Here is a 26,053-nt window from a genome sequence, read left to right as displayed (position 1 = left end):
CTCAGCCCCCTGCCCCGGCCGCTGCCGTGCCGCGCGCGGTGGCGGTCTCGCGGGCCTTGTAGCTGCGCCGCGCCACCCAGCCCAGCACGAGCATCAGCACGGCCAGCAGCGCCAGCGGCCAGCGCACCGGCTGGTTCCATTCGGCCTGGCGTTGCGCGCGCAGCGCGGGGTCGACGCGGTAGTACTTGGCCATGTCGCGGATCAGCACCGACGGCTTGCCGTTGTGCACCCAGCTCTGAAAGGCCAGGCCGCCCCAGGGAAAGTAGCCGAAGGCCCAGGGCGCGTCGTGCTGCAGCATCGCCACCATGCGGTCCACCACGGCCTGCTTGGCCGGTCCGTCGTCCAGGGCCTGCAGCTGCCGGTAGAGCTTGTCGTACTCGGGGTTGTCGTAGTTGGCGTAGTTGTCGCCCTGGTTCTTGCTGCGCCCCAGCGGACCGTAGGTCAGGAACAGGAAGTTCTCGGCATCGGGGTAGTCCGCGAGCCAGCCGCTCCAGAAGATCTGGTGCCGGCCCTTGAGCGTCTTGTCCTGGTACTGGTTGAAGTCGGTGGCTCGGATCTCGAGCTGGATGCCGAGCTTCGCGAACTGCTTGACCATCCAGTCGTTCTCGCTCTTGAACTCGGGCGTGATGGCGCGCTGGAAGTCGTAGTTCAGCACCAGCGGCTTGCCGGTCGCGGCGTCGCGGCCGCCGGGGTAGCCCGCCTCGGCGAGCAGCCGGCGTGCGTCCTCGATGGGCCGGCGCACCGGCTTGCCGTCCCGCCACACGTGCGTCACCGGGTTGTGGAACGTGCCCTGCCCTTCGCGTGAACCGAACAGGCCCGGCGGCACCGGGCTGTGCGCCGCCACGCCGCCCTTGTGCTTGAAGATGCGGCCGTAGCCCTCTTCCCAGTCGATCGCGATCGACAGCGCCTGGCGCAGCTTGCGGTTCTTCTCGTCCTGCTCGGGCGTGGCGCCGCGGCCCACCACCGGGTCGAGCATGTTGAAGCCCAGGTACCAGTTCGAGATGTCGGTCATCAGCGGGAACTTGAAGCCGCGTGCTTCCTGCAGCGCCCGCACGGCGTCGGAGTCGTCGGCGTCGTTGCGGAATTCCACGCCCCACTCCGGGCGCTCGATCTCGGGCACGTCGAGGTAGCCCTGGCGGAACTTCTCCTTGCGCGGCGTGCGCTCCTTCTCGATCGTCACGTACAGCGTGTCGATGAACGGCAGCGGCTTGCCGCAGTCGTCCAGCAGGCCGGCTTCCTTGTCGCCCGGTGCGCCCTCGCAGGGGTAGGTCTCGCCGTGGTAGTTGGGGTTGCGCCGCATCACGTGGCGGCGGTCGCGCACGAACTCGGCCATCATGTACGGCCCCGTGCCCACCGGCCACTGGTTCAGCGACAGACCGTTCTCGGCCATGCCCGGCTGCGCGTAGAAGGCATCGGCCTCCCAGGGGATGGGCGCCAGGAACGGCAGCGTCATCCAGTAGCTCCACTGCGGGTACTTGCCCTTGAGCCGGATGCGCCAGGTGTGGCGGTCGGGTGCGCTGGTGCCGGCCAGCGGCCACTGGCGGAAGTCGAGGAAGGGCTTGTCGCGGATGTCCTCCGGCAGGCCCTGCAGCAGCTTCCTGTCTTCCTGCTGGACCAGCGCGGCGTAGTCCTTCAGCCCGATCACGAAATCGGCGAAGACGGCATACACCGGCGCCTCGATGCGCGTGGTGGCCTGGCGCTTGAGCGCGTAGACGAAGTCCTCGGCCACCAGCTCGCGCGTGCCCTGCACCGGGAAGTCCCAGGGCGATCGCTTGTCGCCCAGCTCTTCGCGGGTCAGGTTCATGTAGAGCGGCCGGCCGTCGGGACCCTTCGCGAACGCCGGGTGCGGCTGGTAGCGGATGCCGGGGCGGATCGGGATGTCGTACACGCTCTCGGCAATGGCCTCGGCTGGCGCGTCGTCGGGCAGCGGCTGGCCGTTCTTGTCGATGTAGCGCGGCTTCACCACGGCCGCCGCCGACTTGGGCACCAGCTGGTACGGACGCTTCAGGTAGTGGTAGCCGTAGGGCGGTTCGTAGATCTGCAGTGTGTAGGCCGACTCGGGGTTCGAGTACGAGGCCGTCGGGTCCAGGTAGCGCGGCGAGCGCTCGTCGAACGAATAGAACAGCGTGTTGCTGCGCTCGGCACCGGCCGGATAGGGGCTGTTGTTGCAGCCGGCGGCGGCCAGCAGGGCCAGCACGGCCAGGCCGGCCCGCAACCCCCTGGCACCGCGTGCCAGCATCGAACTCTCGCGCAATCCGCGCATTCCGCGCACTCCCGGTGCGTCGACCACATGGCGGCGGGGGTGGGCCGACCACGGTTCGACATCAAACAAACGAGCCCCGAGCGGGCGGGCTCGTGGCCCGCTCCCGTCGAGGCGAGGCGCGATTCTAGGGCCTGGCACCCCGGTTGCAGCCGGGGTTGCAGGCCCCCGGGCCGCGGGGTGTCTACCAGCCCACCAGCACGTCGCGCCCCTGCACCAGCAGGTCCACGCGCGCGCCCACGGGCAGCGTCACGATGGTGGGCACGTGGCCGAACGGCAGGCCCGTCAGCAGCGGCACGGCCGTGCGCGTGCGCAGGTGCTGCAGCACGGCCTTCATGCCGTAGCCGCGGTCCAGCGGCGAAGGCTTGTAGGCCGTGAACTGGCCCAGCAGCACCGCCTTCTGCGCGTCGAGCACGCCCGCCTGCTGCAGTTGCAGCAGCATGCGTTCGACGCGGTACGGGTGCTCGTTGACGTCTTCCAGGAACAGCACGCCGCCCTTCACGATGCCGGCCTTGGGGAAGTGCGGCGTGCCCAGCAGGGAGCACAGCACCGTGAGGTTGCCGCCCCACAGCAGGCCCCGCGCCTGCAGGCCGTCGAAGCCGGCTTCGGTGCGGAAGCCCACGGCTTCGAGCTCGCCGCTCATGGCCTCGGCAAAGCAGGCCGACGTGACCTCGTCGACGCCGCCGTCGGCATCGGCGCGGCCGAAGTGGTCCAGCGCCAGCGGGCCGGCCCAGCTGCGCGCCCGGGTGTGCGCCAGCAGGCCGAGCTGCAGCGCGGTGAGGTCGCTGTGGCCCACCCAGTGCGTGCCGGCCTCCACGCTGCGCGCCAGCAGCGGCCAGTCGATGCGGTCGAGCAGCCGCGTCAGCCCGTAGCCGCCGCGCGTGGCCAGCGCCACCTGCGGCGTTGCACGCGCGATGCGGTGCAGCGCGGCCAGGCGGGTGTCGTCGTCGCCGCCGAAACGCTGGTGGCGGGCCAGCGCAGATTCGTCCACCGCCACCTCGAAACCCAGCGCCTGCAGCCGCTTCGCGGCCAGGCGCAGCGGCGCTGCTTTCAACACCACGCCGGCGGGCGTGAACAAGGTCAGCTGGGGCATCGGAGCGGCAAGCGTCAGAGGTCGTTGGGAGGCAGGTGCAGCTCGATGGCTTCACCTGCAGGGATGGCAGCGGCGTCGCGCGCCGCCTTGGCTGCGGCGCGGCGTTCGGCAAAGAAGCCGCGCAGCATGTCGCCGCACGGCCCGGCCAGCATGCCGCCAGCGACGGCCGTGTGGTGGTTGAGCTGGCGCTGGGCGAAGAGGTCGATCACCGAGCCCGCGGCACCGGTCTTGGGGTCGGGCGCGCCGAAGACCACGCGCTTGAAGCGCGCGTGCACCAGTGCCATCGCGCACATCGCGCACGGCTCCAGCGTCACGTACAACGTGCAGTCGGGCAGGCGGTAGTTGCCCAGCAGCGTGGCGGCGTGGCGCAACGCCACGATCTCGGCGTGCGCCGTGGGGTCGTGCGTGGTGATGGGGCGGTTGTAGCCGGTGGCCACCACCTGGACGCCATCGCCCTGCGGCCGCACGATGACGGCGCCGACCGGCACCTCGCCCACCAGCCAGGCGTTCTGCGCCTGGTCGAGCGCCAGGCGCATCGCGTGTTCGTCGCGGAGCCGGTCTTCGTCGCCGGGCGCCGCGGCGTGGTCAGCGCCCGGCAGCATCGGAAGCCCGCGCGTCGGCGGCATCTTGCAGCGCGCGCTGCACGCGGTCGGCGGCAGACGCGGCCGTGGCCGCCGGCGCCGCCTCGGGCCGGCCGCCACCCAGCTGCGTGCCCGCGAGCCGCGCCACGATGAACACCACCACCAGCAGGCCGGCCAGGGACAAGGCAGCGCGCATGACCGCTACTGCGCCACGCCGGTGAGCCAGGCCTTGCGGATCAACCGGCCGCAGGCGATGGACTCGTAGGTGCCGCCCAGGTTCTCGCGCGCCAGCACGCCGTACCAGGTCTTGCTGGCGTCGATCCAGGGGTAGAAGCCGAACGCGCCGGGGCTGCTGAAGGCGCCGTCGCCGACGCCGGGGTCGTCCTCGACCCAGTGCCCGATCGCGTAATGCCACTGCTCGCCGCGCGGCGACGGCGTGAAGATCGCCTCGGCGCAGGTGGCGGGGTCGACGCAGACCGGAAAGGTGCCGAGCGCCTCGCGCATGCGCAGGTTGCCGCTGACGATCTTGCGCAGCAGCCTGGCGTACTCCGTCGCGTTGCTGAAGGCGCCGCCGGCGAGCTGCGGCGAGGTGTAGGTGATGCCGATCTCGGTGCCGAGCAGCCGGCGCACTTCGGTCGTGAGCGCGGCGCTGTCCAGCGCGCCCAGGCCGTTGAGTGCGGCGTGCTTCTGCATGTGGCCGCCGCCGTAGTCGAACTTGTTCTCGGTGGCGGGCACGAACTCGCCGTTGGTGCCGCTGTCCAGGCATTCCTGGACCGTACCGGTGCCGATGCAGCTGCTGAACTTCGTGTAGCCGCTGCGGAAATTGAAGAACTTCACGTCCTCGGCCGTCAGCACGCCGCCCTGGCGCTGCACCCAGTAGCTGCTGTAGACCCACTTCGAGGCCGATGCGATGGCCATGCGCGTGCTGGCCGTGACACCGCCGATCGAGCCCGAGGCCAGCGCCGCGTTGCGGTCGCCGATCTCCCAGTAGAAGCTGCCGATGTCCGTGCATGCGGCATTGCCGCGCGCCGTGGTGCCGGCGGCGGCCGTGCGCTGGGCCAGCGTCGGCTCGCCTGCCGGCGGCGGCGGCACCGCCGCCGTCCCACCGCCGCCGCCGCAGCCCGCCAGCGCAGCGCAGGCAAGCGCCAGTGCTGCGCACCGCACCGCGGCACGGCGCATGGGGGCGGGATCGGCGAACACGGCATCGGACATGGCGGTGCGCAGTCTACCGAAGCGAGGCCCGTCGCAACGCAACGAGGCGTGTGGGGCAGCCGCGGGCAGGCGGCACCGGCTGCGCGCGGATGTCAGGACGTCGAAGGACGGCGGCCGAACAGGAAGCGCACCGCAGGCCACAGCAGCGGCGGCGGCCCGAGCTGCGCGCGTGCCACGTCGGGCAGCGTCGCGCTGGGCCAGGCGCGCTCCACCAGTGGCCGCGCCGCGAGCAGCAGGCGGCCGCGCAGCGCACTGGCGCGGTGGCGACGGTGCAGCATGCGGCTGGTGGCGTCCAGGCGCTCCAGCGCGCCCCGCAGCGACGCCTCGCGGCAGGCGGCCGCCACGCTGCGCGCCGCATCGGCACCGTCCTCGATGGCCGTGGACATGCCGGCGCCCAGCAGCACGTCGACCGTGCCGACGGCGTCGCCGATGGGCAGCACGCGGCCTGCGTTCGGCCGCCGCAGCACGCGCTGGTAGACGTCGACGGCCCACAACGGCTCGTTCGGCGCGCCCAGGCCCAGGCGATCGGCGATGGCGCCGAAGCGCTGCACCACCTGCTCGGCCAGCGGACGCGGCCCGGTGGGCGCGTCGAAATAGGCGATCACGCCGCGCCGGCCCCAGGTCGGAAACAGCAGGAAGAGCTCGTGCGTGGCCGGGTCGCGCACGCCGACGATGCCGTCGAACCACGGCGGCGTGCCGTACTCCGCGGTGCTGACGACGTGCCGCGGTCCGGCACGCTCGCGCGCCGGCCGTCCCAGCGCCTCGAGCCGGCCGCCCGAGGCGTCGATCACGTGGCGCGCCGCCACCTGGCGCGTGGTGCCGGTCGTTTCGTCGCGCAGCGTCACCACGACCCGCTCGGTGCCGGCCTGCAGGTCGACGACACCCGTGTGCCAGCACAACGCAGTCCGGGGCGCAGCGGCCGGGTGCGCCGCCGCATCGGCGTGCACACGCGCCTGCAGCGCGGCGCGCAGCCGGTTCTCGACATGACGGATCGTCGTGGTGCGCCGGCCTTCGGTGATGTCGGGCAGGCCCAGCTGGCGCAGCGCTGCCTGCGCCCCGGGCCGCACCAGCACCAGTTGCGAGCGCGTCGCCTGCGGTCCGCGGGCTTCCACGGCCAGCGTGTGCAACCCTTCCGCGCGCGCCGCCAGTGCCGCGGCGCAGCCGCCCGGGCCCAGACCGGCGACGAGCACGTCGACCGTGGGCAGCGGCACCTGCGCGCCGCCTGCCACCTGCTGTCCCGAGGGAATCACGGCCACCCCGCGGTCATCGGACGGAACGGGGCATGGCGGGAGGGCGCGCCGCTGGAGGGCGCCGCGGCGGGGCCGGCAAGGCCGGATTCCGGGTCATGGTGGCAGGCAGCTCGCAAGGCTCTTTGATCTCGCATCCACTGGTCGAAGGCATGCCGCGGCGTGGAGGTGTGACCCGGGCCCGCAGGTGCACGCGGGGCGGCACCTGCCGATCACACCGACGGCACGCTACGGCGGATCGACGGTATCACGGACGCTCCGCGCCGAGGCCTCGGCGCCCCCGGGCGATCAACGCTGGCGGCGAAGGCCACCGGCATGCGCGCCCGGCACGTGGCGCCCCCGACCCCGCGCGGGCGAAGCACCTGCGCTCGCGGACGACACCTGGACCAGTTCATTCAGGATGCCGCAGCGTGCCGCCTCGCTGTCGCCCCCGCACTGGGCCCGCAGCAGCTGGAGCTGCTTCTCCAGCTGCCGCAGCTCGCGGATGCGGGTCGCCACGTGGCCGATGTGCGCGTCGAGCAGCGCGTTGACCTCGCCGCACGCGGCCCGGGGATCGTCCTTGAAGCGCAGCAGCACGCGGATCTCGTCCAGCGTCATGTCCAGCGACCTGCAGTGGCGCACGAACGCCAGCCGCTCCACGTGCTCGGGCCCGTAGATGCGGTAGTTGCCCTCGCTGCGCGGCGCCTGCGGCAGCAGACCCGCGCGTTCGTAGTAGCGGATGGTCTCGACCTGGGTCTGCGCCGCCAACGCCAGTGCACCGATCTTCATGGCCTCGCTCCTGTGTCCGCCTCGTCGGCCCACCGCGGCCTGCGGCTCGCAGCTTACTCGCTTGACTCTGAAGCCGCTCCAGGGTTTCCAATGCCTGCACCGACACCACGAGGTCCGTCATGAGCGACACCTGCTGCAGCCACGGCTGCGCCACCCCGGCGGCCAGCCTGAGCCCGCGCTACCGCCGCGTGCTGTGGGCGGCGCTGGTCATCAATGCCGCCATGTTCGCCGTCGAACTGGCCGGCGGCCTGCAGGCGGGCTCGGTGTCGCTGCTGGCCGACGCGGTGGACTTCTTCGGCGACGCCGCCAACTACGGCGTCTCGCTGCTGGTGCTGGGCATGGCGCTGCGCTGGCGCGCACGCGCTGCGCTCTTCAAGGGCCTGACCATGGGTGCCTTCGGCGTCTTCGTGCTCGGCCGGGCTGCCTGGTCGGCCGCCTCCGGCACCGTGCCCGAACCGGTGACGATGGGTGCCATCGGCGCCCTCGCCCTGCTGGCCAACGTGTCGGTGGCCGCGATGCTCTATGCCTGGCGCGAGGGCGACGCCAACATGCGCTCGGTCTGGCTGTGCAGCCGCAACGACGCGCTCGGCAACCTGGCGGTGATGGCCGCCGCGCTGGGCGTGTTCGGCACCGGCAGCGGCTGGCCCGACCTCGCCGTCGCCGTGGTCATGGGCGTGCTGGCGCTGACCGCCGCGCGTTCGGTCATCCAACAGGCACGGGCCGAGTTGCGCCTGGTTCCCGCGCACGCCTGAGCGAACGGCGCCGTGCGGGGCGTCCTCCGGCAGGGTGCGCCATGTCCAGCGGGACTGGGCTCAGTCGATCTGCAGGTACACCCGGCCGCCCTCGACCTTCACCGGATAGCGGTGCAGGGCCTCGGTGACCGGGTCGCACAGCGGGCGGCCGTCACGCACGTCGAACTTGCCCTGGTGCAGCGGGCACTCGATCTCGTGGCCGTCGAGGAAGCCGTCGCACAGGCGTGCCTGGCCGTGGGTGCAGGTGTTGTCCGTGGCATAGACCGCATCGCCGACGGTGTACAGCGCGATGTCGCGCCCGGCCACGGCCACGCCGATGACGTCATCGGCGGGGAGGTCGTCGACGGACAGCGCCTCGGTCCAGGGGGTGTCGTTCATGGCCGCCTCAGATCGGGTAGATGATGCTGTTGGGGATCATCTCGGAGTCGTAGATGCACTCGCGGGACGCGAACTTCAGGCCCGCGGGGGTGCGCACCACGCGGTCGAGGTAGCGGCCGACGTTGAAGACGGTGGACGCGTCCGACAGCTTGGTGCGCAGCACGGCGTAGTTGGCCTCGCAGCGCCAACCGGCTTCCGACACTTCGCGAACGACCGGCGTGCCCACGATGTGGCGCTGGTAGTACGGGTCGTGGAACAGCGTCTCCTGGATGCCGTAGACCCGGTCCTTCAGCATGCCCTTGCTCGTGAACGACAGCGTGGCCAGCGGGAAGCCGCGCTCGTGGTTCTCGCGCGGCTGCAGGCGGTAGACGCAGTCGTCGGTGAAGAACTCCGGCCACAGGTCCCAGTGTCCGGAGTCGACCGCGCTGGCGTAGTCGGCGTACAGCTGGGTCAGTGCGAGCCAGTCCTCGAAGTCGAGGTTCGTCGCCATGGCTCAGGCCTCCCGTTCCATCACGTCGCGCCAGTAGCGGTACATGCCGCGGATCAGCGTCTCGGTGACCATGTGCTCGGTGTTCTCCACCCCGTGGCCGCCCAGTTCGGCCAGCGTGCGGTGGAAGGGCTTGGTCTCGAAGGCCTGCTGGCTGAACTCGATCACCTCGCCATCGTCGGCCGACACGAAACCGGCCGGCCCGAACAGGTTGGCCTGGCGCAGGCGACGCTGCGTCATCTCGTCGCTGTCGTCGTCGAAGCCGAAGTGCGTCCAGACGAAGTCGAAGCTGCCGTGGCCGCTCGGCTGGATGTGACGCGTGCTGACGCTGTTGACCTGCTGCTGCAGGATGACGCTCGGGAAGATCGTCGTCATCACCGCAGTCGGCCCACCCCACCACGGCTCGGGCACGATGTCGAGGAAGCTCGGATCGTGGAGCTGCATGCGCTCCTTGAAGCTGGAGACCTGGGTCACCTGCTCGGCCTTGCCGGCCGTGCCGCGGGTGCTGATCATGGCTGCGTGCCGGTACCGGTCGTCCATGCGCAGCTGGCTCTTGTTGTCGGCGCGCCAGAGCCCGAAGGTGACGAACCAGGTGTGCAGCAGGCCGGGGTGGTACGGGTCCTTGATGTTCTCCTGCATCAGCTTCCAGTTGCCCGGGATGCGCTGGCGGTTGTAGCCCAGGACCTTCAGCTGGCGGCCGTTGAAGAGGCGGTCGAAGTAGCCCAGGATGGTGGGGCCGAGATAGCTCTCGAACGACTCGACATCCGGATCGAAGGACGCGAACACCACGCCGCCGCGCGCGGCCACCTTCAGCTTCGCGAGGCCATGGTCCGCGGTCCTGAAGTCCGCCGGCATGCCGCCGTGCACCTGGCCGTCCTGCTTCACGCCGCGCCGGAACGGCACGCCCTGCAGGTCGCCCTTCAGCGTGTAGCTCCACTGGTGGTAGGGGCAGACGAACTCCTTGCGGTTGCCGTGCCGCTCGCGGCAGAACTGCATGCCGCGGTGGGCGCAGACGTTCTCCACCACGTGGATGGTGCCGTCGGCGTCGCGCACCAGGATCACCGAGCGCTCGCCGACCACGGTGCGCTTGAAGTCACCGGGGTTGGGCACCTCGGCCTCGAGGCCGACGTAGCACCAGTGGCCCTTGTAGAAGAAGCGCTCGAGCTCACGGCGGTAGATCGCGTCGCTGGTGTAGGCGAGGAAGGGAATGCGGTGCGTGCCACCGCCTTCCCAGACGGGCTGCGTGGGGAACACCGTCGATGTCTCTTGCATGGTCTTGTCTCCTGAGTCTCCTGTGTCTGCGGTGGACGCCGATGCAGCCGGCGACACGCATTTCGACGGCACCCGGGCCGGCGCTCTCGCCCCGCGTCAGGTCGCCGGGCACCACGGCGTTGCCGCCCTCGGCACGCCGTTCATGCCCAGCGCGGTGGAACAGGACGCGTTGATCGCTGGCAGCAACCGCCAGCGCGTGCCGCGCAGGGGCTGCGACGGCGCGCGCCATCGACGTCCTTGGGCGCGCATGTCACAGGCGTGCTTCGCGCCACAGGCCCAGGGCCTGCTGCACGGGGCGGTCGGAGAAGCTGAAGAGCACCGAGTCGCGGTCGGCGCGCAGCTGCAGCGCCTGCCACGACGGCACGACGAACACGTCGTTCTCCTGGAAGCGCCAGTCCCGATCGCCCACACGCACCTCGCCGCCGCCTTCCAGGCAGACGACCACGGTGCCATCGGTGCTGCGCACGGCGCGGGTCTCGAAGCCTGCCGGCAGGCGCTGTGCGAATGCGCCGATGGTCGGCATCGGCGAGGCCCCGGTGGCCGGGTTCACGTAGCGCAGCTTGAAGCCGTGGTGCGGGTCCGGCGCGCCGTGCGCGATGCCCAGCAGCGCAGCCTGCGTGGTCTCGAACGGGTAGACGAACACTCGCGTCGGCTCGGCGACTGCCGGGTGGTAGTCCACCGGCACCATGTTCGAGCCGTAGCGGGCCAGCGCGTCCCCCTCGGGCCGCAGCGGCTGCTGCGTCTGCGCTTCGCTCTTCTCGGCGAAGCCGGCGTCGAGGAAGCGCACGATCGGAATGTCCAGTCCGTCCAGCCACACCACCGGCTCGCTGCCGAGGTTGCCGTGGTCGTGCCAGGTCCAGGCCGGCGTGATGATGAAGTCGCCACGCCGCATCGTCGTGCGTTCGCCGTCCACCGCGGTGTAGGCGCCCGCGCCGTCGAGCACGAGCCGAAGCGCCGACTGCGTGTGGCGGTGCGCGGGGGCGACCTCGCCGGGCAGGATCAGCTGCAAGCCGGCGTAGAGCGTGTTGGTGATGCACGACTGGCCACGCAGCGCCGGGTTCTCCAGGATCAGCACGCGCCGCTCGGCTTCTTCGGCGCTGATCAGCCGGCCAGCTTCCAGGACGCTGTCACGCAGTTCGGCGTAGCGCCACAGCGCGGCCTGCGCCAACGGGCGCGGCTGCGGCGGCACCAGGGCGCCCAGCACCTCCCACAGCGGCGTCATGTGCTGCTTGCCGATGCGGGCGTAGTAGTCGGCGCGCTCACGCTGCGCATCAGGTGGTGGCTTGGCGGCGTGCATGGTGTGAGTCTCCTCGAGTGCCCGAGCGGTGGCGCGATGATTCCGGCTCCGCCTCATTCAGCCAATAGAATCTCATGAATGAGCTGCATCACGCGTGGTGATGGGCAAGCAGATCGGAGCCCGTGATGGAGCTGTCCGACGTTGATCTGAACCAGTTGGTGACGTTCCAGCACTTGATGGTCGAACGGCGCGTGTCCCGCGTGGCCGAGATCCTGGGCCTGACACAGCCGGCGGTCAGCAACACGCTGGCCAGGCTGCGCCGGCAGTTCGGCGACGAGCTCTTCGTGCGCACGCCTGCGGGCATGATGCCGACTCCGTTCGCGGAACAGCTGGCCGGGCCGATCGGCCACGCGCTGGGCATGATCCACAGCGGCCTGAACCAGCATCGGGTGTTCGATCCGGCGACGGTGAAGCGGTCCATCACGGTCGGCATGACCGACATCGGCGAGATCGTGTTCCTGCCGGCACTGGTGGACCGGCTGCGGCGCGAGGCGCCGGGCATCGCGCTCAACACGGTCCGCAACAGCGCGACCAACCTGCGCGACGACATGGAAGCCGGCAGGGTCGATCTGGCCATCGGTCCCCTGCCCCAGCTCAAGGCCGGCTTCTTCCAGCGGCGCCTGTTCCGCCAGCGCTATGTCTGCCTCTTCCGCCAAGGGCACCCGCTCGCACGCAAGCGGTTGTCGCTGGCCGACTTCAAGGCGGCCGAACACCTCACCGTCGTGTCGGCAGGCACCGGCCACGGCAGGGTGGACGACCTGATCCGGCGTGCCGGCATCGAGCGCATCGTCCGCCTGACGGTCCCGCACTTCGTGAGCATGGGCCACATCCTGCAGCGCACCGACCTGGTGGCCACCGTGACCGAGCGCCTGGCCGAGAGCCTGGCCGAGCCGTTCGGCCTGGCCCACCGGCCGCACCCGGTTGCGCTGCCGGAGATCGCCATCAACGTGTTCTGGCACGCCAAGGTGCACCGCTCTCCGGCACACCAGTGGCTGCGCACTGTGGTGTTCGAGCTCTTCGGGGACGACGGGGCCGCGAAGGCGGCCCCGGTGCCGTAGACCGGCGGACTGCGCGCGCTCCTGTCGCCGGCCGGCCCGCTCGGGCTGCCGCTGCAGCGGTCGCACGCATCAGCGTGGAACGAGGACCTCGACGATGAGCGCTGCCAGCCGCTCGTAGGTCTCTTCCTTGTTCAGCAGCCGCGCCACGCCGGCGGCGTGCGCGCCCCGACGCAGGTCGTCGGACAGGTAGCCCGAGGTGACGATGAGCGGCAGGCCGGGACGCATCCGGGCGACTTCCCGGGCCACCTCGAGACCGGTGAGCTCGGGCATGTTGAAGTCGGAGACGACGATGTCCACGTCCGCCAGCGCGGTGCCCAGGGCGCGCAGTGCGGCACGCGGGCTGGCGAAGGCGCTGACACGGAAGCCGGCGCGCGTGAGCAGCACCTCGACCGTGGCCACCAGCACCTCGTCGTCGTCGATGTAGACCACGTGCTGGCCGCGCCCGAGTGCCTGCGCCGGCGCCGGCAGCGCCAGCGGCAGGGCCTCGCCACCGCTGGCGTCGACCAGCGGCAGCAGCAGCCCGAAGCGCGTGCCCTTGCCAGGCGTGCTGTGCACGGTCAGCGCGCCGCGGTGCTCGGCGATGATGCCGTGGGCCACCGCCAGCCCCAGGCCGGTGCCCTCGCCCTTGGGCTTGGTCGTGAAGAAGGGTTCGAAGACCCGCTGCAGGGTCTGCGCGTCCATGCCGCAGCCGTTGTCGCTGACGATGACCCGGGCATAGCGGCCCGGCTGCCAGGCACCGAAGCCCGCGGCGAGGCCGTCCGGCGCATCCCCCTCGTAGACATCCAGCGTGACACCGATGCGACCGCTGCTGCCGCGCAGCGCATGCCAGGCGTTGGTGCAGAGGTTCATCACCACCTGCTCGACCTGCGTGGCATCGGCCAGCACGTGCAGCGGTTCGTCGCACAGCACCACGCGCAGCTGTGCCGACGCGGGCAGCGTGCTGCGCAGCAGCGCGGTGCATTCCTCGAGCAGCGGCTGCAGCACCTGCCGGCGCAGCAGCTGCGGCTGGCGCCGGCTGAAGGCCATGATCTGGCGCACCAGTTCGCGCGCCCGCTGCCCCGCGCGCCCGATGTGCGCCAGCCGCGGCCGCACCGGGTGGTCGGACGCCAGTTCCTCCTCGGCCAGCACCGTGTTGGCCAGGATGGCGCCGAGCACGTTGTTGAAGTCGTGCGCGATGCCGCCGGCCAGCGTGCCGACGGCTTCCATCTTCTGCGCGTTGCGCAGCTGCTGCTCGAGCGCCCGCCGCGCCTGCTCGGCCTGCAGCCGTTCGCTGATCTCGCGGAACACGAGCACCACGCCCAGCAAGGCGCCGTCGGCGTCGAGGATGGGGCCGGCTGCGTCGTCGATCGGCAGTTCGCGGCCATCGCGTGCCAGCAGCAGGGTCTGGGCATCGAGGCCGACGATCCGGCGTTCGAGCAGCACGCGCTGCACCGGATTGGTCGCGGGCTGGCGCGTCTGGCCGTGCACGATGCAGAACACCTCGGTGACGGGCTGGCCCCGCGCCAGCGCTTCCGACCAGCCGCAGAGCTGTTCGGCGACCGGGTTCATGAGCACCACGCGTGCCTGCGCGTCGGTGGCGATGACGGCGTCGCCGATGCTGCGCAGCACCACGTGCAGCCATTCGCCCTGTTCGCGCAGCGCGGCCTCGACCGCCCGACGCCGGGCGACTTCGCGCGAGAGGGCGTCGATGCGCTCGTTCAACGCCAGGAAGCGGTTGGCGGCGACCGCCTGCGGCTGCAGCCGGATCAACAGCCCCGCGGGGTGTTCGTCGGTGGCCGCGACGCGCGCCAGCTCGCAGCGGCAGGGTTCGGCCGCGCTGCGCTTCAGCGTCAGCCGGGCCGGGCTGAACTGCGTGCTGCGCGCGCCCTGGTGCAGCGCGGCAGCCACCACGTCGGGCGCGTCGGCGCACAGCGTGTGGAAGGCCACGCCGACCATGTCCGGCGCCGCCACGCCCAGCCATTGCGCGGCGGCGCGGTTGAGGTGCAGGAGGCCACCCTGCAGGTCCAGCAGCAGCAGCGGCTCCGGCAGCGCGTCAAGCAGCGGCCGCATCGAGAAGGCTCGGGGCTGCACCATGTCGCGCCGGAGGCGGGAAGCACATGTGGTCGGTCAGGCCTTGAAGTATTCGCGCCCGGTGGCCGCATCGGCCTGGGGCGTGGCCTGCAGATGGACCACCACGCGGCAGCCGGCTGCACCCTCGGCGATGGTGCGCACCAGCTCGACCTTGGCCTGGCCGAGGTTCTCGGCGGCAATGACGCCGAAGACGTTGGACGTCATCATGCACAGCGACGGACGCCCGATGACCTTGTCGCCGAAGGGGCAGCGCCGGTTCTCCAGCACGATGCGCGTGTCGTCCTGCTCGACGATCCGGAAGTCGCCATCGATGCGCCGCTTCAGGTCGACGAGCACGTCGGCCACCTGGGCGCGGCTCAGCACGGGCAGTGCCAGTTCGCGCCGGTACCCGGCGTTGATCTGGTCGCCGATGCGCTGACCGACGACGCTGATGAAGCCGGCGGCCTCGTCCAGGCCGACCACGTCCTGCAGCGTGCCCGAGAGTTCGCGCAGCAGCGTGCGCAGGAAGATGTCACGGTCGAGCGCAAACGGTGCAGGTACCCCGCCCTCGCCGGAAGGTGACAAGGCGCTCGCAGTACTTGCTGCAGCGTCGACCAAGCCCTCGCCCATGGGGTTTCCTCCGACGGTGTTCGATCCGCTCGCCGTGCAGGGTAACCCATCCCGGGACGCGGAGGCAACGAGGCGCCCACTCATCCCGCCTCGGGGGCACCGCGATCCGGCCGCCCTGGGCCGCCACGCGCCGCCGTGCCGTCCGTCGCCCAGGTACCGGGGTCCGGTCAGGCCGGGTCGCTCCTGGCGATGTCATGGATCCAGGCCCGGAAGAGCGCGGCAGGACTGTCGGGTGTGACGGACTTGCGGGTGCAGACGTAGTAGCCGCGCCCCGTGGAGGCCGTCAGTGTGAACGGTCGCACGAGCTCGCCCGTCGCGAGTTCGCGCTCCACCAGACAGGTCTGCACCACGGCCACGCCCATGCCGGAGCTGGCGGCAACGATCATGTTGCTGGCGAGATCGAAGCCGCCACCCAGCCTGACCTTGTCGCTGGGCACCCCGGCCGCGTCGAGCCAGAGTGCCCAGTTGCCCGGAAAGTTGGTGTGGTGGAGCAGCGACTCCCGCAGCACGCCGGCGGGAGTCCGCAGCCGTTGGGCCATGGCCTGCGTGCACACCGGCGTGATCTCCCGGCCCAGCAGGTAGCGTGCGCTGATGTCGCGTGGCCACGGCCGGCCCGGGCGCCGGATCTCGATCCACACGTCGACGTCTTCGACCCAGGAGGTCTCTTCGCGGCGCGATTGCTTCAGTTCGATGGTGATGTCGGGGTGGCGGGCCTGGAACTGGCCGAGCCTCGGCATCAGCCAGCGCGTGCCGAGGCTCGCGACCGCGCGCAAGCGCAGGAAGCGCTGCGCCTTGTGCGACCTGTGACGCAGCACCGCAAAGGCCTGTTCGATGGCATCGACGCTGTGTTCGATGCGCTGGCGCAATTCGAGTGCGCGCGCCGTGGGCAGCACGCCCTGGGCGCGCCGCTCGAACAAGGCATAGCCCAGGTGCTTCTCGAGCCGGGCGACGGCCCGGCTCACCGCTGCCTGCGTCACGCACAGCCGCTCCGCGGCGCTGCGCATCGACCCCGTCCTGCAGACGCCCAGGAAGGCATGCAGTTCGACCATCGAGCCTGATTGCATCTTCATGTCGATGACATTATGGCAACGCAAGCGACGCATTTGTCGCTGGCGAGCGGGTGCGGCCGTCACTACGCTGCGGCATCGATTGCACCGGCCGACCTGCGTGAACGTCCCCCCTCCCCTGTCCATCGACCCGCCTGCAGCCACGCCCATCGCCCTGGTCTGCGACTCGCCGCACAGCGGCACCGCGTATCCGGACGACTTCGGCCATGCGGTGGACCTCGCCGACCTGCGTCGGTGCGAGGACACGCTCGTCGATGCCCTGTGGAGCGGCGTGCCCGGCGTGGGGGGCGCCCTGCTGCATGCGCACTTTCCGCGCAGCTACATCGATGCCAACCGGGCCTGCACCGACATCGAGGCGGCGCTGCTCGACGCACCATGGCCGGGGGAACTTTGTCCGTCGGACCGCGCCACGCGCCTGGGCAACGGCCTGATCTACAGCAAGACGACGACGCTCGCACCCATCTATGCACGCCGGCTGGGGGTGGACGAGGTCCGAAGCCGCATCGAACGCTGCTGGCGCCCCTACCGCGCGGCGCTGCGCACGCTCATCGACGCGACCCGCACCCGGCACGGTCGGGTGTGGCACCTGAACCTGCACTCGATGCCCAGCAACGCCTACGAGCGCCTGGGACTCGCCAGCGACAGGCCGCTGGCCGACGTGGTGCTGGGCGATCTGCGCGGGGTCAGCTGCTCGGCGGCGTTCACGCGCTGCCTGGCCGAGGCCTTCGAGTCCCTCGGCTACACGGTGGCGGTCAACGATCCGTACACGGGGCAGGACCTGCTGCGTGTGCACGGGCGGCCCGAACAGGGGTGCGAGAGCCTGCAGGTCGAGTTGAACCGCCAGCTGTATCTCGACGAGACCACGCGGGAGCCCAGTGCCCGCTTCGAGCGCATGCGCCAGGACATCGACCTGGTGCTGCAGCAGGTCGCCCGGTTCGTCCGCGCCAGGACGGACGTCTCCTCTCGCTCCACTCCCCTGAAGGACGCTTCATGACGTACCCGATCAACCGCCGGCAGGCCCTCGTCGCGGGCGGCGGCCTGCTCGGCGCCGCGACGCTGCCCCGCTGGGCGCACGCACAGGGCTATCCCCATCGGCCGATCACGCTCGTCGTGCCGTTCGCGCCGGGCGGCGCCGTGGACATCTCGGCCCGCGCCGTCGCCGACCGGCTGGGCAAGGTGCTCGGGCAGACGGTGGTCGTCGAGAACCGCGCCGGCGCCGGTGGCGCCATCGGCAGCGCCATGGTCGCCCGCGCGCCGGCCGACGGCTACACCCTCGTGGTGACCTCGCAATCCACCCACGTGGTGGGCCCGGCGGTCATGCCCAACCTTCCCTACAACGCCGAGACCGACTTTGCACCCGTGACGCTGATCGATCGGCTGGCCAACGTGCTGCTGATCAACGCCGGCCTGCCCGTGCGCGACTTCGCCGAGTTCGTCACGTACGCGAAGGCCCATCCGGGCAAGTGGAACTACGCAAGTTCGGGCAACGGCTCGGTGGCACACCTGAGCATGGAGCTTCTCAACGCGAAGCTCGGCCTGGACCTCACCCACGTGCCTTACAAGGGAGCAGGCCCGGCGCTGACCGACCTGTTGGGCGGGCTGGTGCACGTGACCTGGAACAACCTGACCTCCAACCTGCCCAACATCGCCAACGGCAAGCTGCGTGCGCTGGCGGTCGCCGCCCCGCAGCGCGTTGCCCTGTTGCCATCGGTCCCGACGTTCGACGAGCTGAAGCTGCCGGATCTCAACCTGACCTCCTGGACCGGTCTGGCAGCGCCCGCACGCACGCCGGAACCCGTCATCCTTCGGCTGTACGCAGCGATGCGCACCGTGCTGGCCGACCCGGCGACCAGGGCGGCCTGGGAGCAGCGGGGAGCCATCGTGCCGGAACCCCTCACCCCCGCGCAGTACCGGCAGGAGATCAGCCAGCGCATCCAGTTCTTCAAGGACGTCGTGCGGACGAACAAGATCGTCCTGTAGGCGGCGGGTCGCCGGGTTCGAGAGCGGCCGCGCATCGGCCGAGGCGGCCCCGGCGGGTGCACGTACGGCGCCCGGACCGGTGCATGCCGCCGGCGCGGCGTGCCGTCCGGCGCCTGCCGTCCATGAACCGTGGCTGCGTTCGGGTCGCCTGCGGCGCCGACGCCGTGCGCCGGCACTTGCCGGACAATCCGCGGCTCGTCCCACTGCCTGCCCGCCGCATGTTCCATCGACCGATTCCCTTCTGGTTCGGCACCGTGCTCATCACGGTCGGCGTGTTCTCGCACCTGCCCATGTTCCTGATGGGCCGCGCCACGGGCTGGCAGATGGTGGGCATGGAGATGACGCCGGAGATGTGGGTCGGCATGCTGCTGATCCCGCTGGGACTGCTGCTGGCCTGGCGCGGACTCGTTCCCAGACTGCCTGCTGTCGCCGAGCAGGGCGGCGCCCTGAACTTTCACGTCGCCGACAGCGCACCGCTGCAGCGCGAGCACTGGAAGCTGGTGATCGTCCTCGTGGTCACGCTGGCCGTCGATGTCATGAAGCCCGCGACGCTGGGCTTCGTCATGCCCGGCGTGAGCCGCGAGTACGAGATCGCCCGCTCGCAGGCCGGGTGGCTGGCGCTGGTGGCACTGACCGGCACCACCGTGGGCTCGGTGCTGTGGGGCCGCATCGCCGACCGGCTGGGCCGCCGGGCGGCGATCCTGCTGTCGGCGCTGATGTTCATCGGCACCGCCATCTGCGGGGCGATGCCCAGCTTCGGCTGGAACCTCGCGATGTGCTTCCTGATGGGCGCATCGGCGGGTGGTCTGCTGCCCATCACCTTCACCCTGCTGGCCGAGACGGTGCCTGCCCGGCACCGGGGATGGCTGCTGGTGGCCCTGGGCGGCATCGGCACGTCGGCGGGCTACCTGCTGGCTTCCGGCGCCGCGGCTTGGCTGGAGCCACTGTATGGCTGGCGCATGCTCTGGCTGCTGGGGCTGCCGACCGGCGCGCTGATCATCTTCCTCAACCGCTACATCCCCGAGTCGCCCCGTTTCCTGGCGGCCAGCGGGCGACGCGCGGAGGCGCTGGCGACGCTCCGGCGCTTCGCCGGCACGTCGCGGCCTCTGGAGCCTGACAGTCCCGCGCATCCGGGCCCGCAAGGCATCGACGAACGGCACCCCGTCTCGACGGTGCGCCAGCTGCTGCATGGACGCCAGGCCTCCATCACGCTGGCACTGCTGGCCTGCGGCACCGGCTGGGGCCTGGTGAACTTCGGCTTCCTGCTGTGGCTGCCGTCCAACCTGAAGCTGCTGGGCGTGGACCCCACCACGTCCAGCGCCCTGCTGGCGAAGTCCGCGTTCTACGGCATTCCGGCGATCGCCTTGGTCATCGCGCTGTACGACCGGTGGAGCAGCGTCAGGTCGCTGGCGCTGTTCACCGCGCTGTCCGCGGTCTCGCTCGTGCTGTTCGGCGCCCTGGCCGCGATCGGAACGCCGTCGCCCGGGTGGGTCCTGGGCGCGACGGTGCTGTTGCTCGTCAGCGTGAGCGGCGTGATCGCCATGCTGATTCCGTACGCTGCCGAGATCTACCCCGTTCACTTGCGCGGCACCGGATCCGGCGTCGTCGCCGCCAGCTCCAAGTTCGGCGGGATTCTCGGCGCCGGCTTGGCGGTGCTCGGCTTCTTCGACAACTTCGTGCTGTCGGCCCTGGTGCTGGCGCTGCCGATGGCGGCCGCGGCGCTGATGCTGGCGCGCAGCGGCGTCGAGACGCGCGGCTTCAAGCTCGAGGAGATCCAGGACGCGCTGGCCGGCAGGCCCTAGGGACGCGACGGCGCTGGAAGGCCCGGGACGCGGCCGCCCGCCACCTCGTGGCGCGCCACTGCCGCCTCGTCCCACGCGATGCCCAGGCCGGGACCCTGCGCGGTCACGCACCCGTCGACCAGGCGGCAGGGATGGGCCAGCACGGCCGAGCCGAAGTCCATGTGCTCCAGCCAGTCGCATGTCGGGGTCACTGCCAGCACATGCGCACTGGCTTCGATGAACAGGTGGCTGGACACGGGCATCGAGGCCGCGCGTGCCAGGCCCATCACGCTGAGCCAGCCCGTGATGCCGCCGATCTTCATCAGGTCGGGCATCATGCGGTCGCAGGCGCCGGCGGTGAGCGCCCTCTCGGCATCGCGCGGGAACCACCAGTTCTCGCCGGTCTGTATCGGAACGGCCGCGCGCGCGCGCACCTGCGCGTGGCCACGGAGATCCTCCGCGGCCACGGGCTCCTCCAACCACTCCAGCCCGAACGGCTCGAGCGCCCTTGCGCGCCGCGTCGCCTCGGCGGGCGTGAGGCTCTGGTTGTAGTCCACCATCAGCGCGGTGCCGTCACCGACGATGCTCCGCACCTCGCGCACGGTGGCCAGATCCTGCTCCAGCGATCCGCCGCCCAGCTTGATCTTGATGCCGCGAAAGCCGAGTTCCAGGCTGCGCACCAGCGCCGCCGCGTCCTTGGCCGGATCGACGAGGCCCCAGCTGTCGTAGGCGCGCACCGGCCGAGGCTCGCCGCCGAGCAGCGCAGCCACCGGACGGCCCGCCGCCTTGCCGAGGGCGTCCCAGAACGCCATGTCCAGCCCCGAGACCACCATGCCGAGCAGGCCCTGCAGACCCAGCAGGCGGAACTGGCGCTCGAACCGCTCCTGCAGCACCAGCGGGACCACGGACTGTCCCCGCAGCATCGGGCCCAGTTGTGCTGCCAGGGCCAGCAGCGGCGACAGTGCGACCGGCGTGTAGGCAAACAGGTAGGCCCGCCCCGTGACGCCTTGCTCCGTCTCGACGTCGAGCAGCACCAGCGGCGATGCCTCGATGCTGCCGGAGGCCGTCCGGATCGGACGCCGCAGGGGCGCCACCACGGCCCTGGCCCGGACATCGGTGATGACGAGCTGTTCCATCCAGCGCCCCTTTCGGCAAGTCGCGCGTGCGGTCCCGAAGTCTAGGCGCGCACCAGGGGCTTGGGCAACGCGGTCCGGCCTGCAGGGCCGGGCCCGGGCCCGGGCCCGGGCCCGGGCCCGATTGACACGCGCACACCACGGTGCCACAGTTATCCGATTGGATAAACCACTCGGATAATCAGCATGATGCATCCGACCACCGACACCGGCGTGTCGACGCACGACGCCGGACCCGACACGCGCCGCCGCATCCTCGAAGCCGCCTTCCAGCGCCTTGCCGCGCGTGGATACGCCAGCCTGAACGTGCGCGACATCGCCCGGGATGCCGGGGTCAACCACGCGCTCATCAGCTATTACTTCGGAGGCAAGGACCGCCTCGTGATCGCCGTGCTGGACGAGGCCAACCGCCAGTTGCTGCAGCGGCAGCAGCAGCTCTATGGCGCACCCGGCGGATTCGCCGACAAGTGGGCGCGCGCGCGCCGCTTCTACGAGAGCGACCTGGCCTCTGGCTTCGTGCGCGTGCAGGCCGAGCTGTGGGCGGCCAGCCTGGCCAACGCCGAACTGCGCGCGCAGTTCCTGCCGCGCATCCAGGCCTGGAAGCAACTGGTGCTGGACGGTGTGCGCGAGGCGATGCTGGCCTACCAGGTCGACCTGCCGCCCGCCTTCAGTGCGGAGGCGATCGCGACGCTGCTGTCCGAGTTCTGGCTGGGCATGGAGTTCTCGCAGCTGATCGGTGCCCGCGGAGAGACGGCGCGGCACGACGCCACCCTCGACGCCATCGAAGCCCTGCTGCGCACGCTGGACGCCCGGGTGGCGGCGCCGGCGCCCAAGCCGGCGCGCAGGGCCCGACCTGCCAGGAGCAAGCCATGAGCGCGCAGTGGCCAGAGCGGTTCGACCGCATTGCCGGTGGCCTGCCGGAGGGCGGCAGGCTCGCGCCCGCCGACGAGGTGCCGTACGACACCATCGAACCGGCGCACCAGGGTTTCGTCGACCGCGACGGCGTGCGGATCTGGTACGGCGTCTGGGGCACCGACGGCCCCTTCCTGGCCTTTGCGCCGCCGTTCCAGATCGTCCACGCCGAGATGCTCAAGGCCGTCGTGCCCTGGCTGTCGCAGCACTTCCGCGTCATCACCATGGACCCGCGCGGCAATGGCCGCTCCGACCGGCCGCAGGGCCAGCAGCACTACGCGCTGGACCTGTACGTGGGCGACTTCCAGGCCGTGCTGGACGCGGCAGGCGCCGACCGTGCCGCGCTGGTGGGCATCTCGGCCGCGGCGATGACCGTGCTGCGCACGGCGGCCGAGCAGCCCGGACGCGTCAGCCACGTCATCACGGCGGGCGGCTTCGCGCAGTCGATGGTGAGCGATGCCGCGCTGGCCGCGCGGGTCGAGGCCGAGTTCGCCTGCATGGCGCAGGACTGGCCCGGCTACGTCGACGGCTTCATGCAGCAGATCTTCAACGAACCGCACTCGACCAAGCCCTACGAGGACGGCGTGCGCTTCGGCTGGGCCACCAGCAGCGCGGTGCTGACCTGGTGCTACCGGGGCTGGCTCAACAACGACGTGCGCGACGCAGCGCAGCGCGTGCGCTGCCCCACGCTGGTCATCCACGGCGACAAGGACAAGCGCGTGCTCTACCCGCGCGGCCAGGAGATCCACGACCTCGTGCCGGGCGCCCGGCTGCTGACCATCGCCGCGGGGGGCCACGTCACGGCGGTGCGCGACCCCGTGCTCTTCGGGCGGGCCGTGCGCGACTTCGTGGCCGGCGCACCGGCGCGCCGCACCTGGACACGCGCCATGGCGCGCCCGCGCCGCGCGCTGTTCATCTGCAGCCCCATCGGCCTGGGCCATGCGCAGCGCGACCTGGCCATCGCACGCGCGCTGCGGCTGCTGCAGCCCGACCTGAAGATCGACTGGTTCACCACCCACCCTGCGGCCACCTACCTGGAACGCGAGGGCGAGTCCGTGCACCCGCTGTGCGCCCGGCTGGCCAACGAGAGCCGCCACTTCGAGCGCCTGGCCGGCGAGCACGACCTCTCTGCCTTCTTCGCGCTGCGCACGATGGACGAGGTGATGGCGCGCAATGCGCTGGTGTTCTTCGACCTGATGGAGGCCGAGCACTACGACATCGTCATCGGCGACGAAGCCTGGGACGTGGACTACCAGTACCACGAGAACCCCGAGCTCAAGCGCCAGCCCTTCGTCTTCCTGACCGACTTCGTCGGCTGCCTGCCGATGGACCCGGCCGACGAGCGCGAGGCCTTCCTGTGCGCCGACCGCAATGCCGACGACATCGAGCACGTGGGACGCTACCCGGGCGTGCGCGACGCCGCCATCTTCATCGGCAACCGGGACGACGTGCCCGAGCAGACCTTCGGTCCCGGCCTGCCCGGCATCCGCGACTGGACCGACCGCAACTTCTGCTATTGCGGCTACGCGCTCCCCTTCGACCCGCAGACCCTGGCCGACACCGAACGGCTGCGCGCACGCCACGGCTACCGGCCCGACGAACGCATCGTCGTCGCGGCGGTCGGGGGCACGGGCGTCGGCAAGGCGCTGCTGCAGCGCATCGCCCAGGCCTTCCCCCTGATGAAGCGTGAAGAACCCGGGCTGCGCATGGTGATGGTGGCCGGACCGCGCCTGGCCGCGGGCGACTTTCCGCAGGCGGACGGGCTGGAGGTGCGGCCGTACGTGCACAACCTGTTCGAGCACCTGGCCTGCAGCGACCTGGCGCTGGTGCAGGGCGGGCTGTCCACGACCATGGAACTGGTGGCCACCAGGCGGCCCTTCCTCAGCTTCCCGCTGCGCAACCACTTCGAGCAGTGCGTGCACGTGCGCCGGCGCCTGTTCAACTACGACGCCGACAACTCGGTGGACTATGCCGAGACCGATGCGCCCACGCTGGCGCGGCGGGCACTGGCGCAGATGCACGCCCCGGTGCGCTACCGGCCGGTGGAAACCGACGGCGCAGTGCGCGCGGCACGACGCATCGCCGACGTGCTGGAGAACCGGCACTGGGTGCGCTGAACCCCGGCGCCCGTGCGGCACCCCGAACGGTGCACGGTGCACGGCGCGCGGTGCACGGTGCACGGCGCGCGGCGCGCGGCGCATCCGGTGCGCAGCCAGCGCCACGGACACCGGGCGCCGTTGACGTACCGGCAAGAAAAAAGCACCTGGCGTCTCCGCCAGGTGCTTGGTTTCTTCTACCGTGTTTGGTAGGCGCGATTGGACTCGAACCAACGACCCCCACCATGTCAAGGTGGGAAAACGGGACTTTCTGGAACGTCCTGGGATCGAGTTTTCATAGGTAAACGGCCTCGCAGTCGTTCCAAAAGCGCTCCTAAAATCCATCCTGGTTTCTCGTACTTTTTTCGTACTTGGGTGGAGTGGCGGCAGCATGGCAGTCCGGATCGACACGGTCGCGTCGCGCGACAAGCTGAAGCCGCGTCGGGAGTCGTACTGGCAGCGCGTTCGCAAGGGATGCTTCATCGGCTACCGGAAAATGACCGTGTCAGGGCACGGCACGTGGATGGCACGCGCCCGAGATGAGGACGACGGGACGAAGCAGCTCTTCAAGCCGCGCGGTGAGTTCGCGGACCTGCCCGACCACCTTCGCTTCGATGCGGCCACGAAAGCGGCGCTGGCGTGGTTCGACCACCTCGGGCGCGGCGGCACAGCGGTGGCATCGACCGTGGCAGACGCCTGTTCTCGATACGTTCGCCATCTGACGGCAACCAAGACCGAGCGGGCCGCGAAGGACGCCGAGGCGCGATTCAAGAACTATGTCTTGAACAACACGAAGCTGGCGGCGACCGAACTGCCGAAGCTAACGCCGGCCCAGCTTGAGGCATGGCGCAAGTCGCTCAGGGATCTGCCTACGCGCAGCGGAGGAAATCGCGGCAAGCAAAGGTCCGACAGCACCCTGAACCGCGACATGACTTGCTTCCGGGCCGCGCTGAACCTGGCCTACCTGGACGGCCTGCTCACCACTGACTACGCATGGCGCAGCAAGCTCCGACCCATCAAGAACGCCGACCAACGAAGGGAGCTTTACCTCGACCGCGCACAGCGCCTGAAGTTCATCGAGAAGTCGCCAGCAGACCTCGCGGCATTCCTTCGCGGGCTGTGCCAACTTCCGCTGCGGCCGGGCGCGCTGGCAAAGCTGAAAGCAGGCGATTTCGACAAGCGGCTTAAGGTGCTCAAGATCGGCCAGGACAAGAGCGGGAAGGACCGGCGCATCAAGCTGCCCGAGGTGACCGCAGAACTCTTCGAAGCTGCCGCCAAGGGCAAGCTGCCTACCGCCCCGCTCCTCTCCCGCGCCGACGGCAAGGCATGGAACAAGGACGCCTGGAAATGGCCCGTCAAGGAAGCCGTGAAGGAGGCTGGCCTTCCCGATGGAACAACGGCATACACGCTGAGGCACAGCGTCATCAGCGACCTGGTGCACGATGGCCTGGACCTGCTGACCGTCGCCCAGATCTCAGGAACCAGCGTGGCCATGATCGAGCGGCACTACGGGCACTTGCGCAGCGATGTTGCCGCCGGAGCACTGGCACGGCTCGCGCTGTGAGGGTCGCGGCGCTCCTGCGTCGTACCCACTTCGCTGGTTGCTACCGCGACATCACGCCAAACAGGCCTGCTGCGCGACCGAACGGCCAGCGCATTCCGACGTGATTGCCAGATTGCCGCGACCATCTGCAGTGCAGCGGTTGCTGACGGTCGCCGCCAGCCCTTGAACTCACGGTCTCCGACACCTTGCAGTCGTTCGGGCTCGCACCGGGTGGCGCCTCATCCGGCCGCTTTCAGAGGTACCGCTGACGTTGCGGGCGACGCGGTGGTGCCCAGGGCGCAGACCCTTCAACCAATGACAAACCGCATCGGGCCGAGGTCGAAGGACCGCTCGTCCTCGGCTCGACGGGGCACTCCCGACCCAAAGGAGCCGACGGCGGGTGTCTCAGCGAGCGACCGGTCTACCCTGGAACTCGACCTTCGCCGACGCCGCGGAG

General features: G+C 70.6%; 23 protein-coding genes. 8 read left to right on the top strand and 15 right to left on the bottom strand.

Annotation, left to right across the window (positions count from 1 at the left end; translation table 11 throughout):
- Position 1 precedes the first annotated feature (1 nt).
- The 7 genes from ACPOLB_RS26070 to cadR form a co-directional block, all read right to left on the bottom strand.
- A complete protein-coding gene (locus tag ACPOLB_RS26070) occupies positions 2 to 2,239 on the bottom strand; it encodes an ABC transporter substrate-binding protein (protein WP_425261979.1) in 2,238 nt (745 codons plus the stop codon).
- Positions 2,240 to 2,444: 205 nt separating this feature from the next.
- Entirely contained in the window at positions 2,445 to 3,353 is a 909-nt protein-coding gene (locus ACPOLB_RS26065; protein WP_425258977.1) for an LD-carboxypeptidase, read from the bottom strand.
- A gap of 14 nt (positions 3,354 to 3,367) precedes the next feature.
- Positions 3,368 to 3,955, bottom strand: coding sequence for a tRNA adenosine(34) deaminase TadA (gene tadA, locus ACPOLB_RS26060; RefSeq protein ID WP_425258976.1), 588 nt, complete (start codon positions 3,953 to 3,955; stop codon positions 3,368 to 3,370).
- Positions 3,939 to 4,130: a hypothetical protein gene (locus ACPOLB_RS26055; protein ID WP_425258975.1), complete on the bottom strand. Its 192-nt coding sequence runs from the start codon at positions 4,128 to 4,130 to the stop codon at positions 3,939 to 3,941. The genes tadA and ACPOLB_RS26055 overlap by 17 nt, the downstream gene beginning before the upstream one ends.
- Positions 4,131 to 4,135: 5 nt before the next feature.
- Positions 4,136 to 5,146 (bottom strand): hypothetical protein, encoded by a 1,011-nt coding sequence (locus ACPOLB_RS26050; protein ID WP_425258974.1) that lies wholly within the window; start codon positions 5,144 to 5,146, stop codon positions 4,136 to 4,138.
- 92 nt (positions 5,147 to 5,238) lie between these two features.
- Positions 5,239 to 6,402 (bottom strand): FAD-dependent monooxygenase, encoded by a 1,164-nt coding sequence (locus ACPOLB_RS26045; protein ID WP_425258973.1) that lies wholly within the window; start codon positions 6,400 to 6,402, stop codon positions 5,239 to 5,241.
- A gap of 279 nt (positions 6,403 to 6,681) precedes the next feature.
- A complete protein-coding gene (cadR, locus tag ACPOLB_RS26040; protein ID WP_425258972.1) occupies positions 6,682 to 7,161 on the bottom strand; it encodes a Cd(II)/Pb(II)-responsive transcriptional regulator in 480 nt (159 codons plus the stop codon).
- A gap of 119 nt (positions 7,162 to 7,280) precedes the next feature.
- Here cadR and ACPOLB_RS26035 point away from each other — a divergent pair, with 119 nt between their 5' ends.
- Positions 7,281 to 7,913 (top strand): cation transporter, encoded by a 633-nt coding sequence (locus ACPOLB_RS26035; RefSeq protein ID WP_425258971.1) that lies wholly within the window; start codon positions 7,281 to 7,283, stop codon positions 7,911 to 7,913.
- Between the two features lie 60 nt (positions 7,914 to 7,973).
- Here ACPOLB_RS26035 and ACPOLB_RS26030 read toward each other — a convergent pair whose 3' ends face one another.
- The 4 genes from ACPOLB_RS26030 to gtdA form a co-directional block, all read right to left on the bottom strand.
- A complete protein-coding gene (locus tag ACPOLB_RS26030) occupies positions 7,974 to 8,291 on the bottom strand; it encodes a non-heme iron oxygenase ferredoxin subunit (protein WP_425258970.1) in 318 nt (105 codons plus the stop codon).
- A gap of 7 nt (positions 8,292 to 8,298) precedes the next feature.
- Complete coding sequence (locus tag ACPOLB_RS26025; protein ID WP_425258969.1) at positions 8,299 to 8,781, bottom strand: aromatic-ring-hydroxylating dioxygenase subunit beta; 483 nt, start codon at positions 8,779 to 8,781, stop codon at positions 8,299 to 8,301.
- Between the two features lie 3 nt (positions 8,782 to 8,784).
- Complete coding sequence (locus tag ACPOLB_RS26020; RefSeq protein ID WP_425258968.1) at positions 8,785 to 10,050, bottom strand: aromatic ring-hydroxylating dioxygenase subunit alpha; 1,266 nt, start codon at positions 10,048 to 10,050, stop codon at positions 8,785 to 8,787.
- 250 nt (positions 10,051 to 10,300) lie between these two features.
- Positions 10,301 to 11,347, bottom strand: a complete 1,047-nt coding sequence (gene gtdA, locus ACPOLB_RS26015; protein WP_425258967.1) for a gentisate 1,2-dioxygenase — start codon at positions 11,345 to 11,347, stop codon at positions 10,301 to 10,303.
- 125 nt (positions 11,348 to 11,472) lie between these two features.
- Here gtdA and ACPOLB_RS26010 point away from each other — a divergent pair, with 125 nt between their 5' ends.
- Entirely contained in the window at positions 11,473 to 12,405 is a 933-nt protein-coding gene (locus tag ACPOLB_RS26010) for a LysR family transcriptional regulator (RefSeq protein ID WP_425258966.1), read from the top strand.
- A 69-nt stretch (positions 12,406 to 12,474) separates the two neighbouring features.
- On the opposite strand, the gene ACPOLB_RS26005 is transcribed toward ACPOLB_RS26010, so the two are convergent.
- The 3 genes from ACPOLB_RS26005 to ACPOLB_RS25995 all read right to left on the bottom strand — a co-directional run bounded on the left by ACPOLB_RS26005 (position 12,475) and on the right by ACPOLB_RS25995 (position 16,217).
- On the bottom strand, positions 12,475 to 14,454 hold the full coding sequence (locus ACPOLB_RS26005) for a hybrid sensor histidine kinase/response regulator (protein WP_425258965.1): 1,980 nt from the start codon (positions 14,452 to 14,454) through the stop codon (positions 12,475 to 12,477).
- 57 nt (positions 14,455 to 14,511) lie between these two features.
- Complete coding sequence (locus tag ACPOLB_RS26000) at positions 14,512 to 15,084, bottom strand: methanogen output domain 1-containing protein (protein ID WP_425258964.1); 573 nt, start codon at positions 15,082 to 15,084, stop codon at positions 14,512 to 14,514.
- A 167-nt stretch (positions 15,085 to 15,251) separates the two neighbouring features.
- Entirely contained in the window at positions 15,252 to 16,217 is a 966-nt protein-coding gene (locus ACPOLB_RS25995; protein ID WP_425258963.1) for a LysR substrate-binding domain-containing protein, read from the bottom strand.
- 34 nt (positions 16,218 to 16,251) lie between these two features.
- Here ACPOLB_RS25995 and ACPOLB_RS25990 point away from each other — a divergent pair, with 34 nt between their 5' ends.
- The 3 genes from ACPOLB_RS25990 to ACPOLB_RS25980 all read left to right on the top strand — a co-directional run bounded on the left by ACPOLB_RS25990 (position 16,252) and on the right by ACPOLB_RS25980 (position 19,933).
- Positions 16,252 to 17,145 carry an N-formylglutamate amidohydrolase gene (locus tag ACPOLB_RS25990; RefSeq protein WP_425258962.1) on the top strand — a complete coding sequence of 298 codons (894 nt, stop codon included), beginning with the start codon at positions 16,252 to 16,254 and terminating at the stop codon, positions 17,143 to 17,145.
- Positions 17,142 to 18,131 carry a Bug family tripartite tricarboxylate transporter substrate binding protein gene (locus tag ACPOLB_RS25985; protein WP_425258961.1) on the top strand — a complete coding sequence of 330 codons (990 nt, stop codon included), beginning with the start codon at positions 17,142 to 17,144 and terminating at the stop codon, positions 18,129 to 18,131. The genes ACPOLB_RS25990 and ACPOLB_RS25985 overlap by 4 nt, the downstream gene beginning before the upstream one ends.
- Before the next feature lie 218 nt (positions 18,132 to 18,349).
- Positions 18,350 to 19,933 carry an MFS transporter gene (locus tag ACPOLB_RS25980; protein WP_425258959.1) on the top strand — a complete coding sequence of 528 codons (1,584 nt, stop codon included), beginning with the start codon at positions 18,350 to 18,352 and terminating at the stop codon, positions 19,931 to 19,933.
- On the opposite strand, the gene ACPOLB_RS25975 is transcribed toward ACPOLB_RS25980, so the two are convergent.
- The gene (locus ACPOLB_RS25975; protein ID WP_425258958.1) at positions 19,930 to 21,048 is read right to left on the bottom strand and encodes an enolase C-terminal domain-like protein; all 1,119 of its coding nucleotides are present in this window, start codon (positions 21,046 to 21,048) and stop codon (positions 19,930 to 19,932) included. The genes ACPOLB_RS25980 and ACPOLB_RS25975 overlap by 4 nt on opposite strands.
- 183 nt (positions 21,049 to 21,231) lie before the next feature.
- Here ACPOLB_RS25975 and ACPOLB_RS25970 point away from each other — a divergent pair, with 183 nt between their 5' ends.
- The 3 genes from ACPOLB_RS25970 to ACPOLB_RS25960 all read left to right on the top strand — a co-directional run bounded on the left by ACPOLB_RS25970 (position 21,232) and on the right by ACPOLB_RS25960 (position 25,617).
- Positions 21,232 to 21,918 (top strand): TetR/AcrR family transcriptional regulator, encoded by a 687-nt coding sequence (locus tag ACPOLB_RS25970; protein WP_425258957.1) that lies wholly within the window; start codon positions 21,232 to 21,234, stop codon positions 21,916 to 21,918.
- Complete coding sequence (locus ACPOLB_RS25965) at positions 21,915 to 24,074, top strand: alpha/beta fold hydrolase (RefSeq protein ID WP_425258956.1); 2,160 nt, start codon at positions 21,915 to 21,917, stop codon at positions 24,072 to 24,074. The genes ACPOLB_RS25970 and ACPOLB_RS25965 overlap by 4 nt, the downstream gene beginning before the upstream one ends.
- Positions 24,075 to 24,444: 370 nt before the next feature.
- Positions 24,445 to 25,617 (top strand): tyrosine-type recombinase/integrase, encoded by a 1,173-nt coding sequence (locus ACPOLB_RS25960; RefSeq protein WP_425258954.1) that lies wholly within the window; start codon positions 24,445 to 24,447, stop codon positions 25,615 to 25,617.
- The last annotated feature ends 436 nt before the right edge of the window (positions 25,618 to 26,053 follow it).

Source organism: Rubrivivax soli (assembly GCF_049810355.1).
GTDB lineage: Bacteria > Pseudomonadota > Gammaproteobacteria > Burkholderiales > Burkholderiaceae_C > Rubrivivax.
This window is presented reverse-complemented; position numbering and strand designations above follow the sequence as displayed.

What these genes read in the sequence shown, in the direction of transcription:
- ACPOLB_RS26070 (WP_425261979.1), bottom strand. Translation starts at nt 2,239, where the DNA reads ATGCTGGCACGCGGTGCCAGGGGGTTGCGGGCCGGCCTGGCCGTGCTG.
- ACPOLB_RS26065 (WP_425258977.1), bottom strand. Translation starts at nt 3,353, where the DNA reads ATGCCCCAGCTGACCTTGTTCACGCCCGCCGGCGTGGTGTTGAAAGCA.
- tadA (WP_425258976.1), bottom strand. Translation starts at nt 3,955, where the DNA reads ATGCTGCCGGGCGCTGACCACGCCGCGGCGCCCGGCGACGAAGACCGG.
- ACPOLB_RS26055 (WP_425258975.1), bottom strand. Translation starts at nt 4,130, where the DNA reads ATGCGCGCTGCCTTGTCCCTGGCCGGCCTGCTGGTGGTGGTGTTCATC.
- ACPOLB_RS26050 (WP_425258974.1), bottom strand. Translation starts at nt 5,146, where the DNA reads ATGTCCGATGCCGTGTTCGCCGATCCCGCCCCCATGCGCCGTGCCGCG.
- cadR (WP_425258972.1), bottom strand. Translation starts at nt 7,161, where the DNA reads ATGAAGATCGGTGCACTGGCGTTGGCGGCGCAGACCCAGGTCGAGACC.
- ACPOLB_RS26035 (WP_425258971.1), top strand. Translation starts at nt 7,281, where the DNA reads ATGAGCGACACCTGCTGCAGCCACGGCTGCGCCACCCCGGCGGCCAGC.
- ACPOLB_RS26030 (WP_425258970.1), bottom strand. Translation starts at nt 8,291, where the DNA reads ATGAACGACACCCCCTGGACCGAGGCGCTGTCCGTCGACGACCTCCCC.
- ACPOLB_RS26025 (WP_425258969.1), bottom strand. Translation starts at nt 8,781, where the DNA reads ATGGCGACGAACCTCGACTTCGAGGACTGGCTCGCACTGACCCAGCTG.
- ACPOLB_RS26020 (WP_425258968.1), bottom strand. Translation starts at nt 10,050, where the DNA reads ATGCAAGAGACATCGACGGTGTTCCCCACGCAGCCCGTCTGGGAAGGC.
- gtdA (WP_425258967.1), bottom strand. Translation starts at nt 11,347, where the DNA reads ATGCACGCCGCCAAGCCACCACCTGATGCGCAGCGTGAGCGCGCCGAC.
- ACPOLB_RS26010 (WP_425258966.1), top strand. Translation starts at nt 11,473, where the DNA reads ATGGAGCTGTCCGACGTTGATCTGAACCAGTTGGTGACGTTCCAGCAC.
- ACPOLB_RS26005 (WP_425258965.1), bottom strand. Translation starts at nt 14,454, where the DNA reads ATGCGGCCGCTGCTTGACGCGCTGCCGGAGCCGCTGCTGCTGCTGGAC.
- ACPOLB_RS26000 (WP_425258964.1), bottom strand. Translation starts at nt 15,084, where the DNA reads ATGGGCGAGGGCTTGGTCGACGCTGCAGCAAGTACTGCGAGCGCCTTG.
- ACPOLB_RS25985 (WP_425258961.1), top strand. Translation starts at nt 17,142, where the DNA reads ATGACGTACCCGATCAACCGCCGGCAGGCCCTCGTCGCGGGCGGCGGC.
- ACPOLB_RS25980 (WP_425258959.1), top strand. Translation starts at nt 18,350, where the DNA reads ATGTTCCATCGACCGATTCCCTTCTGGTTCGGCACCGTGCTCATCACG.
- ACPOLB_RS25975 (WP_425258958.1), bottom strand. Translation starts at nt 21,048, where the DNA reads ATGGAACAGCTCGTCATCACCGATGTCCGGGCCAGGGCCGTGGTGGCG.
- ACPOLB_RS25970 (WP_425258957.1), top strand. Translation starts at nt 21,232, where the DNA reads ATGATGCATCCGACCACCGACACCGGCGTGTCGACGCACGACGCCGGA.
- ACPOLB_RS25965 (WP_425258956.1), top strand. Translation starts at nt 21,915, where the DNA reads ATGAGCGCGCAGTGGCCAGAGCGGTTCGACCGCATTGCCGGTGGCCTG.
- ACPOLB_RS25960 (WP_425258954.1), top strand. Translation starts at nt 24,445, where the DNA reads ATGGCAGTCCGGATCGACACGGTCGCGTCGCGCGACAAGCTGAAGCCG.